At 43.8% G+C, this 12,608-nt stretch carries 9 protein-coding genes; 7 read left to right on the top strand and 2 right to left on the bottom strand.

The window, feature by feature from the left end; translation table 11 throughout:
- The first annotated feature begins 7 nt into the window (after positions 1 to 7).
- From FAM09_RS19390 to FAM09_RS19380, 3 genes are all read left to right on the top strand, one after another.
- The gene (locus FAM09_RS19390; RefSeq protein ID WP_136578791.1) at positions 8 to 1,774 is read left to right on the top strand and encodes an OmpA family protein; all 1,767 of its coding nucleotides are present in this window, start codon (positions 8 to 10) and stop codon (positions 1,772 to 1,774) included.
- Between the two features lie 288 nt (positions 1,775 to 2,062).
- Positions 2,063 to 2,845, top strand: coding sequence for an ABC transporter permease (locus FAM09_RS19385; protein WP_136578790.1), 783 nt, complete (start codon positions 2,063 to 2,065; stop codon positions 2,843 to 2,845).
- Positions 2,842 to 3,633: an ABC transporter ATP-binding protein gene (locus tag FAM09_RS19380; protein ID WP_136578789.1), complete on the top strand. Its 792-nt coding sequence runs from the start codon at positions 2,842 to 2,844 to the stop codon at positions 3,631 to 3,633. The genes FAM09_RS19385 and FAM09_RS19380 overlap by 4 nt, the downstream gene beginning before the upstream one ends.
- A gap of 202 nt (positions 3,634 to 3,835) precedes the next feature.
- Here the strand turns inward: FAM09_RS19380 and FAM09_RS19375 are convergent, their stop codons facing one another.
- Positions 3,836 to 4,348, bottom strand: a complete 513-nt coding sequence (locus FAM09_RS19375; protein WP_136578788.1) for a hypothetical protein — start codon at positions 4,346 to 4,348, stop codon at positions 3,836 to 3,838.
- A gap of 364 nt (positions 4,349 to 4,712) precedes the next feature.
- Between FAM09_RS19375 and FAM09_RS19370 the strand changes: the two genes are divergently transcribed.
- A complete protein-coding gene (locus FAM09_RS19370) occupies positions 4,713 to 7,781 on the top strand; it encodes a glycosyltransferase family 117 protein (protein WP_136578787.1) in 3,069 nt (1,022 codons plus the stop codon).
- A gap of 82 nt (positions 7,782 to 7,863) precedes the next feature.
- Here FAM09_RS19370 and FAM09_RS19365 read toward each other — a convergent pair whose 3' ends face one another.
- Entirely contained in the window at positions 7,864 to 8,316 is a 453-nt protein-coding gene (locus tag FAM09_RS19365; RefSeq protein WP_136578786.1) for a hypothetical protein, read from the bottom strand.
- Between the two features lie 204 nt (positions 8,317 to 8,520).
- On the opposite strand from FAM09_RS19365, the gene FAM09_RS19360 reads away from it, so the two are divergent.
- From FAM09_RS19360 to FAM09_RS19350, 3 genes are all read left to right on the top strand, one after another.
- Entirely contained in the window at positions 8,521 to 9,108 is a 588-nt protein-coding gene (locus FAM09_RS19360) for a peptidylprolyl isomerase (protein WP_136578785.1), read from the top strand.
- A gap of 782 nt (positions 9,109 to 9,890) precedes the next feature.
- On the top strand, positions 9,891 to 10,358 hold the full coding sequence (locus tag FAM09_RS19355) for a (2Fe-2S)-binding protein (protein ID WP_136578784.1): 468 nt from the start codon (positions 9,891 to 9,893) through the stop codon (positions 10,356 to 10,358).
- A gap of 41 nt (positions 10,359 to 10,399) precedes the next feature.
- Positions 10,400 to 12,559 carry a molybdopterin cofactor-binding domain-containing protein gene (locus FAM09_RS19350; RefSeq protein WP_136578783.1) on the top strand — a complete coding sequence of 720 codons (2,160 nt, stop codon included), beginning with the start codon at positions 10,400 to 10,402 and terminating at the stop codon, positions 12,557 to 12,559.
- Positions 12,560 to 12,608 lie beyond the last annotated feature (49 nt).

Genomic DNA, 12,608 nt, shown 5'->3' with positions numbered 1-12,608 from the left:
ATAGAAAATGGCACTCAAATTAAAACCCGCCGGAAAAGTATTGATCATCGCTGCATTAGTAACAGCAGGCATCTTCGCCGTAAGATGGTATCAAAACCGGCCGAAAGAAGTAACCGGCTCCATTGAAGTAGGTAAAGTAGCCTTACCCGATGCCCCGGAAGCTTCCTTACATGGTGATGCAGTTAAGTTAGCATTACCCTCAGATGAACAAGCCGTAAACGGCGGTACGCAAATTACCTGGGAACGCATGGCCTGGAACAGCCAGTTCAGCGGCATGTACGCTAACGGTGGCGTACGCACTACGAAAGGCTCGTTGTTCGATAAGGCACGCCTGGATGTTACCTACGTCCGTCAGGATGACTGTAACAAGCAAATGGCCGACCTGGTAAAATTTGCCAACGATTATAAAAATAATCCGAATGCACCTGGTGTGCTCATCACCTTCATGGGTGACGGTATGCCGGCCTTTATGACCTCGCTCGCTAAAGAGCTGGAACCCCTGGGGGCCGAATACCAACCCATTATTATTCCGGTTACTCACGGTAAATCGTATGGAGAAGACCAGGTGATGGGGCCTTTGTCGTGGAAACAGGACCCGCACAATGCGATCGGTAAATGCGTAGCCGGTGTATTGCGCGACGGCGACATCAACATTCTGTTGAAATGGGCCGGTGACAACGGGTTGAAAGTAAACCCTGATGAAACCACGTACGACGGTAATGCCATCAACATCATTGCCGCCAACGACTTCCTCGATGCGCCTAACAAGTACATCACCGGTTATACCGAAAAAAGGAAGCTGATCGTAAATGGCAAAACAACCGGTACCGATACTACCGTTGCCGTAGATGGTGTAGCCACCTGGACGCCCGGTGACGTAAATGTCGCCACTAAAAAAGGTGGACTTGTTACCATCGCCAGCACACGCCAGTACGCATCGCAAATGAGTAACCAAACCATTGCCATTAAAAAATGGGCAAATGATCACCGGACCGATATCGAGAACATGATCATTGCCCTGGCACAAGCCGGCGACCAGGTACGTTCGTTTACCGAAGCCAAACAATTTGCGGCTGAAATAAGCAGCAAACTGTACCAGGAACAAAATGCCGCTTACTGGTTGAAATACTTTAACGGTGTGGAAGAAAAAGACGCTCAGGGCCTGAAGGTATCCCTTGGTGGTTCTGCCGTGTTTAACCTGAACGACATGGCCAATACCTATGGACTTGGCGATGATAAAGTAGACCGTTATAAAGCGGTGTACAACACCTTCGGTAACCTGATGGTGAAAATGTACCCCGGCATAATGCCTAGCTTTTTACCGTACGAAAAGGCTGTTGACAAATCGTTCCTGTTCAGTGTGATCGCAAACCACCCCGAATTGTTACAGGGGAAGGCTATAGAAACTAAATATGCCGACCAGATCACTGAAACGGTATCGTCCAAATCGTACAGCATTGAGTTTGAGACCGGCTCTGCTACCATCAAACAAGGTTCGTACAGGTTACTGGATGAAATATTTACATCTGCTGTTGTGGCGGAAGGTTTAAAGCTGGGTGTATATGGCCACACCGATAATAAAGGTAGCGACGACATAAACATACCGCTGTCACAAAAGAGAGCGGAAGCTGTGAAAGTGTACCTGCTTAAAAAAGGTTTGAAACAAAACCAGATAGAAGCCAAAGGTTATGGCGCTGAAAAACCAATTGCCGATAACACAACGGAAACTGGTAGAAGTAAGAACCGTCGTGTTGAGATTGTGTTAGGTGAGTAAGAAAAATACAAGCTGTAAGCTTCAGGCTGTAAGCAATACAGTTTGTGTTCAGCATTAAGTTTTGCTATCAGTATCATAAAAAGTTGTGTCATGGGGTTGCAGCCATGACGCAGCTGGTAGCTAGTAGTGAGGAGCTGGTGGGGGAGCCCTGGGAGCTAGGTTAATAACCAATAGCGAGGTCCGAATTACCCCCACTAGCCACTAGCTACATACCACTAGCCTGTATCAATAGAACAACCAACGTGGCATAGATAAACCTGATGCCACAGAAATTTCAAGGAACCAATTATGAAAAAGATAATCCAGCCATTTGCTACGATCAACCGGCAAACTTTTCTGATGATGGTGGCCGTGCAGGTGGTTATTACTTTATTGTTATGGCAGGTGTTTTCAGACGGGCTGATTCCCAAACCCGGTAAAGTAGCCGAAGCTTTCATGCACTTGTTGGGCAGCAAATTGTTGCTCGACAATATACTGGTGAGCCTGCTGCTGACTTTAAAAGCCATGCTGTACTCAATATTAATTACCCTGTTGTTTGCTTATTTATCAGTACTACCGTTTTTCAAAAGCATTGCGCAGTTCATTGTGAAATGCCGGTACCTTACCCTCACGGGTTTGATCTTTATTTTCACGTTGCTAACAAAAGATGGCAGCCAGTTAAAATTATCATTACTCGTATTCGGTATCGTACCCTTTTTTGTAACCTCTTTTCTGTCGGTTATCGTTAACATTAACCCGCAGGAATATGACTTATGTAAAACATTGGGGTATAATCATTGGCAAACATTGTATGAAGTAATTATCATTGGCAAGGCCGACCAGGTGTTTGAGATCCTGCGTCAGAACTTTGCCATCTCCTGGCTAATGATCACGATGGTAGAAGGATTGAGCATGAGTGAAGGCGGCATCGGTACATTGCTGATCAAATACAACAAGTACAACGACCTTACGAATGTACTGGCTTTACAACTGGTAATATTTATGATCGGTTTATGTTTCGATTATTTACTGGGTACTATTCGGCACTGGTTATTCCCGTATAGCAAATTAAAAACAGCAAAAGCATCATGACAAAACATACCAAGGGCGAGGTGGTTTTACAGGTTACGAACGTGGCGCTTACGTACGACCGGCCTATTCTGCGCGATATTAATTTTTGTATAAAGAATATTGTTCGGCCGGGTTTATCGCAGGGACAGGTAGTAACCCTGATCGGCCGCAGTGGTATTGGTAAAACGCAATTGTTTAAAATATTGTCGGGTTTGCAATCACCCACTGCCGGACAGGTTACCATTCACAACAACAAACCGGTTAAGGCCGGTGATATGGGAGTTATCTTCCAGAACTATTACCTGTTTGAATGGCGAACTGTGTATCAATCGCTATTACTGGCGGCCAAAAAGAATAAGGCTTTGTTTGGCATGGAAAAACAAACCATAGAGCAGTATGCAGAACAGTTTCACTTAACCGGTCACCTGCAATTATATCCGAAACAATTATCTGGCGGGCAGCGTCAACGCGTAAGCATCATGCAGCAGCTATTAAAAGGTTCAGATTTTATTTTACTCGACGAACCCTTCAGCGGACTGGACGTATGTATGCTTGACAAAGCGGTGGAGTTGTTATTGCAGGTATCGCTGTCAGATGAGTTGAAAACGCTGATCATTGTTTCGCACGATATTGAAACAAGCGTAGCCATTTCAGATACGGTTTTCATTTTAGGTAATGAACCCGATAAAGCCGGCGCTACTATTAAGAAGGAAATAGATCTGATTGAGCGGGATCTGGCGTGGCAGAAGGATATTAAGCAGGAGAAAAGGTTTTTGGAGACTATTTCTGAAATTAAAAATGAACTATAAAACTACTGGATTAGATAACATATATAATGATATAGTCAGAAAAAGAAGGTTACGCTTTTAGTGAACACTATTAAATAAAGGGCGAGCCACATTACTATGGCAACCCCTTTATTTTTATAAGGTAAACAATGATTTCCAACTAAGAACTTACAAACTAAATAACTTATGAACTCCGTCAACTTATCAACTCAGGAACTAAAAACTATAACCCAAACCTCCACCCGGCTTTAAACGCCAGCCAAGAAGCATAGCCCGATGATCCGCTGCGGGAAAAACCATCGTAAGCAACGCCTACTTCAAACGGGCCCAGCTTCGCACCAGCGCCTACGTCGGCGGTAAAGCGGGAATAAGTAGAATTAGTGGTCTTATCTTTTATGTGAGCCACGCCCGCATCGGCATGAATAAACAATAAATTAGCCGGTAAAAAATATCTGCGCAACCCAACCTTCATAGGAACATAAGTAATATTACCCACCTCCCCAGATCTGGCATCAAACACCGTATACCCAACCGTACCGGTAAAGAAAGTTTTTCCGGTGCCTATACCAACCCCGCCTTCTGCACCCAATCCAAAGTTGTAATCATTTTTGAAACTGCTCTGTACCGGACTCGCATACTGCCCATGTGCAAACAGGAAAAATAATTTTTGTGCATGAGCACCGCTGAAGATACCGGTAACCAGCAAAACCGCCAGTACCATTAAGGAATATTTCATATTGGTAGGTTGTATTAGCAAGTGATGAAAAATTTATGCCATTATGCACGCACTATATTTTTATTAATTCATATATAACTTTGGCGAGGTCAAAATTAACCGCTTACTAAGGGTGTTGTTAAAATTATTAACGTTTCTATAGCAATATTCACTGCGTCCCAATACCAAAATCCTGCAAAATATATTCGAAATTTAAGCGGCTGTTGGAATATCAACTTTTTCCAAAGTTTAACCTCTTGGAAAAGAAAGGCACTTTGTAATTACCGAATCAGCATAGGGATTAAAGTATACCACCCGTGAAAATGGGTGGAGGATGTCTATTGTTCAAACTTATTTAAATAGTCACAACTTTAAATCCATAATAATGAACTTCAACAAAGTGAACAACCTGGCAGGATGGACGGTATGCGCTATCGCCTGTACCGTTTACCTGCTAACGATGGAACCAACTGTTAGCCTATGGGACTGCGGTGAATTTATTTCAACAGCATACACCATGGGTATTCCTCACCCACCCGGCGCCCCCTTGTTTATTTTAATAGCCCGGCTTTTTATTATTCTATTTGGAAACGATCCACACAATGCTGCCCTGGCAGTAAACAGCATGAGCGCGATCGTAAGCGGGTTAACCATTCTGTTCTTATTCTGGACCATCACCCACTTTGCACGTAAGCTGGTACAAAAAAATGACGAACCGCTTACCCGGCAATCCATCTTCGCCATAATTAGTGCCGGTGTGGTTGGTGCACTTGCCTATACATTCTCTGATTCATTCTGGTTCAGTGCCGTTGAAGGAGAAGTATATGCGCTATCATCATTCTTTACAGCGCTTGTATTCTGGGCCATTTTAAAATGGGAACAGCAGGCAAATAAACCCGGCGCCGACAAATGGCTCATATTTATCTTTTACATGATGGGCCTTTCCATTGGGGTTCACCTGTTGAACCTGCTTACCATCCCCGCCATTATTATGGTGTATTATTTCAAACGATTTAAAGTAACAAAGCGAAACACGATCCTTGCATTCCTTACTGGTTGTGCAATCACCGGCTTTGTAATGAAATTCATTATTGTATACACCATTAAAGGAGCAGGCGCATTTGATATTTATTTTGTAAACGAACTGGGAACGCCTTTCTATGTTGGCTTTGCCTTCTTCTTTCTACTGATAGCCGCAGGCATTTTCTGGGGTATCCGCTACGCCAACAAAAAAAGACTCAACTATCTTACACTCGGCCTGTGGAGCAGCGCCTTTATGCTGCTTGGTTATTCTACTTACCTCACCACCATGATCAGGTCAAACGCCAACCCCAGCGTTGACATGTACAACATCGACAACCCTATTAACCTCGAAGGCTATCTCAGCCGGGAAAAATATGGCGACTGGCCCATTTTATTCGGGCCTGATTTTACAGACAAAGCGCCTTTTGTTAAAACCGGTGATCAATATGTAAAAGGGAAAGATAAATACGAAGTAACAGGTTCCCGGTACAAACAAGACTGGGGCAATGCGCCTTCATCGCATTTCTTTCCCCGCATGTATGATGCAGATAACGAACGCGGGCAAGTAGATTGTTATCGTCAATTTGCCGGACTCTCGCCCGATGATACACCCACCATGGGCGATAACCTGGAATATTTTACGAAGTACCAGGCAGGGTGGATGTATATGCGGTATTTCATGTGGAATTTTGCCGGCCGGCAAAACGATCTGCAGGGCTTTGGCAATCCACGCGATAGTAACTTCATCAGCGGCATTTCATTTATAGATAATGCCATGTATGGCAACCAGGCAAAAATGCCCGACAGCACGCACATCGATAACAAAGCATACAATAAGTTTTATTTGTTGCCGCTATTTTTAGGTGTAGCGGGCTTATTGTTTCAATGGAAACGTAACCGCCGCGATCTGCTGGTAAACGGATTATTATTCTTCTGCACCGGTTTGGCAATTGTGATCTTTCTTAACCAGGCGGGCTATCAACCACGCGAACGTGATTATGCTTTTGTTGGTTCCTTCTATGCATTTTCTATTTGGATAGGATTAGGCGTATTATGGGCAAAACAGGTGCTTGAAAAAATTACCAAAACACCGGTAGCCGCTTACGCAGCCAGTACCATCTGCCTGCTGGCCGTACCTGTATTGATGGCGCAGCAGGGCTGGGATGATCATGATCGCAGCCGGAAAACACTGGCGCTGGACCTTGCCAGAAATTACCTGAATAGTTGTCCGCCCAATGCCATATTATTTACAGCAGAAGATAACGACTCCTATGCCTTATGGTATGCCCAGGAAGTGGAAGGCATTAGAAAAGACGTGCGCGTAGTGGTGAGTACGCTTATTGGCACCGACTGGGGCATAGATCAATTGCGATACAAGGTAAATAAAAGCGATCCATTCAATGTGGTGTTCACACCCGAACAGGTGGCCGGCGACAGGCTAAACGTGGTGTACTATTCAAAAATGCCGGGGTTTGAACCGGACAAGTATTACGACCTGCATGATATTCTTAAAAATGTAGTGGGCAGCGATGATCCGCGGTATACCACTACCAGTGAAGATGGCGACCTGTTTCATTTAATGCCAACACAAAAATTCAGTGTGCCGGTTGATGTAAAAACTGTAACAACCAATGGAACGGTAAATGCCGACGACAAAATAGTTGACGCGCTGCATATTGATCTGAGCAATAAAAATTTCCTGTTCAAGAATGACCTTGCCATATTAGCGGTTATTGCCGGCAATAACTGGAAGCGGCCGGTCTGTTTTGCCAATAGCGGAACAGCACAGGATGTTGGACTGGAAAAATACATCCGATCAAACGGCCTCACTTATCAACTGGTGCCTGTTGAAAATACCAACACCGGCGGCGTGAACAATGAGGTGGCCTATAATAACATCATGAAACAATTCGGCTATGGACATGCAAATAAAAATGGCGTTTATTTTGATGAAGAGAACCGTCGCCGCATAAACATCATTAAACTGGCGCATGCCCAGGTAGCACGCAGCCTGGCACAAGCCGGCAAGAAAGAAGAAGCACGCCGTGTTTTACATCGCTTCGATGATAATGTAAGCGAATTGAACATTCCTTATGGTATGACATCGAACCGGGGCAACATGCACAATATATATTCCCTTCAGTTTTTGGAAGCCTGTTATTTGTCAGACGATCTTATACTGGCGAAGAAAGTAGCTGCTTCCATGAAAAAAGACCTGCAGCAACAAATGCGCTACTATCATAACCTGGGCGATGCCAGCTACACGCAGGAACAAATGGTAAACAATGCCTGGTTGCTGACGGAGGGAAAAGCAGGCGAGTTGTCGTACAAACAGGCAGCGTTTGCAAGAGATATTCTTTCAAGCTATCAGCTATTAAATCAACTGGAGAAATGGGAACAGGAATTTCAACCAAAGAAAGGGACTTTGTAAAACAAACAGTATTCTAAGTTAAGAGCCATCCCGCAATTAGCAGGATGGCTCTTCGATTTATAACCCTTCTGAGATCCTTATATTAATACCTACTGAACCGGTAACGGCCGATATAATTGTTATTATAATTAGTACCTACAAATGAATTGGAATACACCTTTACATTGTCAAAATACATGTCGATGGTATCATCGCCATAATAGTTCGAAACGTGTATTGACATAGCCTGGTGTGAATTGGTATAGTAGTTACCATACTCATCGTAATAACCGTTGGTTAAAGTTTGTATGTTCCAGGTGCCTTCGAGCGTAGTGCCATTCTCTACATACCGGGCTCTACCATTGCTATAGAAAGTGAAAACGCCATTTTCAATACCTGTGTTAACAGTATACCAACCATAGGAATCTTTGTGGGCGGCATCGGTAAGTACCCAGGAACCGGTAATAGCAGGTTGTACTTCAACGATTACTTTTGAACAACTGGATAAAGCAGCTATGGCAACAAATAAAAAGGTTAAGCGTAAAACTGATTTCATGACCGGGTGTTTTAAAAGTGAATAAAGAGTGGTCGTATATAAGATCATCCAATTTGCTGCCGGTTTAGTCATGGTTCACTTTAAAAAGACCATTTGTGACTTCGTTAACTTCGCCTTTTTATTTCTTTAACATTATTAGAACCAGCCATCAAACAATAAAACAATCAAGCAATAAAACGTATTTTGCATTGTTAAAATTCTATAATGCGTAACCACTATTTACTTGTTATTACCATCGCTTTGTTGATGGCCGCCTGTTCAACCAAATACAAAAACCCGCATATTGAAATACAAACCAGTAAAGGTGATATAGAAGTAGAATTATATCCCGATCAGGCGCCAAAGACGGTAGCAGCATTTCTTTCCTATGTGAAAAGAAACTATTATAACAACAGCTCCTTTTACCGCGTGTTGAACGATGAGAACCAACCTTCCAATGCGCCAAAGGCGGAGTTGATACAAGGTGGCATGTACAAATCGAACCCCAAAGTGCATGATACCCTAACAGGCATACCGCATGAAACCACGCAGCAAACCCATATACAACATAAGAAAGGGGTAATATCATTAGCGCGGTTAGCGCCAGGCACTGCCACCAGTGAGTTTTTTATTTGCCTGGCCGATCAACCCGGCTTTGATTTTGGCGGCGAGAACAATCCTGACAAACAGGGATATGCGGCCTTTGGCAAAGTGATAAAAGGCATGGACATCGTGCAGAAGATCTACAACCAACCCGAAAGCGATCAATCTTTCGACCCTCCCGTTGCGATTTATAATATTGTTCAGTTGTAAAAACAACAGCTTAAAATCATAACACGTGTAAATTAAAGCGGTTTTCCATTAAGAAAATAAATATCTAAAGAAAGCACTACAAAAGCTTGCACTATTAAAATTTGCTTACCAAATTTGTAAGCACGCAACGCAATTATATCCTTGCACATTTAACTGCCCACGATTCTATTTCCAATTTCCTTACGCACATTTGACATTCTGTTCAATTCCAATTTTCTCAGAATTAACCAACGTTTCTGTAGCAGCATGTATTTTATCAGCATGAACTGATAAGTAAACCCGTATTTATTCGATCACTTTAAAAATAAACCGTACCAATGAAAATTTTCTACCTGCTGTTAGAACTAGCCTGCATTGTCGTTACCTGCGTTGTAAGTGCCATAATGTATTTAAAAGGCGAATACAATCTATCGAGTTTGCTGATACTCACTTCGCTTGTTTCACTGTCCATGTGGGTTAAATCAAATGGGTTATTGGAAGACAAAAAAATAACTAACGATGCGAGCCCTCAAAAAGCTCACTGAAAAGGTGTGCAATACAACCTTTACCATCTAATCAATTTTGTTAAACATTCATTACCGGCATACACTTTAGCCCTGTTGTGTTGCAGCTACAGGTGCTAAAGCCGGTAATTGGTTTTTAATTTCTTCCCCGATTATCTGAAATAATTTAATTCCTGCGCACGCCTTCTCTCTATTTAGATTTTAACATTCCATCTCTGTAATATTCAAGCTCAAATTTCCGACTCACGCCCATCGAACAATTTTTCTTAACTTATAGGTATGGAAACCACTATTCAATTATATGTTAACGGTAAAATGCATACTGTTCAGGTTCACCCATCGACCCCGCTATTGTATGTATTGCGAAACCAATTGGCGCTGAACGGCCCAAAATATGGCTGTGGTTTACAACAATGCGGCGCCTGTATGGTATTGTTGAACGGAAAAGCCGAACCCAGTTGCATGCTACCGGTTTCAGCCGTAAATAACAAGACCATTATTACATTGGAGGGACTGGCACAAAAAGACACCCTTCACCCCGTACAGGAAGCATTTGTACAGGAGCAGGCCGCGCAATGCGGGTACTGCATGAATGGAATGGTAATTTCAGCAGTTGCTTTATTAAATGAAAATCCTAAACCCAGCGATGCGGAAATACGCGCCGGCCTGGAACGGTCGCTTTGCCGGTGTGGTACACAAAGCCGCATTATAAAAGCAGTGAAACGGGCGGCTAACATAAAGGGTTAAGTGTTTACCTATTTTACATTCGATCATTTATTGTTTCAGGTATGAACAGAAGAAATTTTATAAAGAATACCGGATGTTTGGCTATCGGGTTCAGCATAAGCGGTTCTTTTATAGATGCGCCTTCACCCATGATGCAGGAGCTGCCGGAAAGTATAAAAAGACATCCCAATATCAATGCCTGGTTAGAAGTGCTGGCCAACGGACAGGTGCGCATTTTTACCGGAAAACTAGAACTGGGCCAGGGCATCAGCACAGCCATTTCACAAGTTGCGGCTGAAGAACTTGACCTGACCATGGAAAACGTTGAAATTGTATTGGCCGATACCCTTCGCACACCTGATGAAGGATATACTGTTGGCAGCGGCTCTATTGAACAAAGCGCCATGGCCGTTCGCTTTGCGGCCGCCGCTGCACGACATAAATTACTGGAGCTGGCAGCACAACAGCTCAACGTTTCCGTTGATCAATTAACGATGAAAGAAGGAAAGATCAGCACTATAACCGGCGATCGTTCCATTACATTTAACCAACTGTTGAACGGCAAACAAATAACAGATAAGATCCAGGCGCCAGTTACCTTAAAGCCTAAAGAAAATTATAAGCTGGTTGGCAAAGCCATTCCGCGCAACGATATTAACCGCATGGTGCGTGGCGAACAATTCTATATACAAGACCTGCGTTTCCCCGGTATGGTGTATGCAAGCATTGTTCGCCCGCCGGCCTATGAAGCAAAGCTGCTACATTTAGATGAAAAGGCTTTACAAAAGAACATTCCGGGCATCTTAAAAACAGTAGTGAATGGAAGTTTTATAGGTGTAATTGCCAAAGAAGAATACCAGGCTATAAAAGCGCAACGATGGCTACAAAAGCACAGCAAATGGTCGGCCGGAACCCAATTACCTGCCGGTACTGACCTGGTCACTTATTTAAAAACATTACCGGTACAAACCAAACGGGATAACGAAAAAGGAAGTATGCCTACGGACACTTCATCCTTCATAAAAGCGCAATATTTCAAACCCTATCACATGCATGCCTCCATAGGGCCTTCCTGTGCAGTAGGCATATACGAAAATGGTCGCCTGCATGTATGGTCCCACTCCCAGGGCATATTCCCCCTGCGCGAATCCTTAGCCAAGTTGTTGCAATTAAAAATTGAACAGATCGACGTAACCGGTGTACCGGGATCGGGCTGTTACGGTCATAATGGAGCAGATGACGCAGCAGCAGATGTAGCGCTGCTCGCTATGGCATATCCGGGAAAACATATCCGGCTACAATGGACACGGGAAGAGGAACACGCCTGGGAACCGTATGGCAGCGCCATGATCATGGAAGTAGCCGCAGTGTTAGATAGTTCAGGTAAAATAAATAGCTGGCAGTATGACCTGTGGTCTGACACCCATAGCACTCGTCCGGGCGGGAATGCCAACAACCTGCTGGCAGCGCAATATTATTCAACACCGCTTAAAGAAAAACAGGGTTTTAGTGGCGGCGGTTTCCGCAATTCCGAACCTTACTATTCCTTTCCCAATTACCAGGTGAACGGGCATATGTTCAAAGGTCCGTTGCGAACATCGGCTTTGCGAAGCCTGGGCGCTTATGCCAACGTATTTGCTATTGAGTCGTTCATGGATGAGCTGGCAGAAAAAGCAGGGAAAGATCCCTTCACCTTTCGCCTGATGCATTTAACAGATGAACGCGCCAAAGCAGTTATACGGAAAGTGCAGGAATTAATTGCAGACGTAAAACAAGCGGCCAATACGGGCATTGGAATAGCCTTCTCCCGATACAAAAATTCAGCAGCCTATTGCGCCGTTGCCGCACAGGTACAGGTTCAACCCAAAGAAGGAACAATAAAAGTGCAAAAAATGTGGGCTGCTATTGATGCAGGCGAGGTTATTAATATCGATGGATTGATAAACCAAACAGAAGGCGGCATGATACAATCAGCCAGTTGGACAATTATGGAACAGGTACGGTTTGATGCGCAACACATCTCCAGCCGCGATTGGGTTTCTTACCCTATTATGCGGTTCAGCCAGATACCCGAGGTGGAGGTAGCCGTATTAAACCAACCTAACGAAAAAGCAATGGGAGCCGGAGAAGCGGCCCAGGGGCCTGCAGCCGCCGCCATAGCCAACGCGGTATATAAAGTGGGTGGTAAACGAATAAGGCATTTACCCCTTCACAAAAGATGACCAAAAACTGAAAGTGTTAACTAATATAATTTAAGCAATTGCAAATATT

Source organism: Niastella caeni (assembly GCF_004834005.1).
Lineage (GTDB): Bacteria > Bacteroidota > Bacteroidia > Chitinophagales > Chitinophagaceae > Niastella > Niastella caeni.
The sequence above is the reverse complement of the archived record's forward strand: the minus strand, read 5'-3'. Positions and strand labels throughout refer to the sequence as shown.

Coding starts and splice junctions, on each gene's coding strand:
- FAM09_RS19390 (WP_136578791.1), top strand. CDS start 8: ATGGCACTCAAATTAAAACCCGCCGGAAAAGTATTGATCATCGCTGCA.
- FAM09_RS19385 (WP_136578790.1), top strand. CDS start 2,063: ATGAAAAAGATAATCCAGCCATTTGCTACGATCAACCGGCAAACTTTT.
- FAM09_RS19380 (WP_136578789.1), top strand. CDS start 2,842: ATGACAAAACATACCAAGGGCGAGGTGGTTTTACAGGTTACGAACGTG.
- FAM09_RS19375 (WP_136578788.1), bottom strand. CDS start 4,348: ATGAAATATTCCTTAATGGTACTGGCGGTTTTGCTGGTTACCGGTATC.
- FAM09_RS19370 (WP_136578787.1), top strand. CDS start 4,713: ATGAACTTCAACAAAGTGAACAACCTGGCAGGATGGACGGTATGCGCT.
- FAM09_RS19365 (WP_136578786.1), bottom strand. CDS start 8,316: ATGAAATCAGTTTTACGCTTAACCTTTTTATTTGTTGCCATAGCTGCT.
- FAM09_RS19360 (WP_136578785.1), top strand. CDS start 8,521: ATGCGTAACCACTATTTACTTGTTATTACCATCGCTTTGTTGATGGCC.
- FAM09_RS19355 (WP_136578784.1), top strand. CDS start 9,891: ATGGAAACCACTATTCAATTATATGTTAACGGTAAAATGCATACTGTT.
- FAM09_RS19350 (WP_136578783.1), top strand. CDS start 10,400: ATGAACAGAAGAAATTTTATAAAGAATACCGGATGTTTGGCTATCGGG.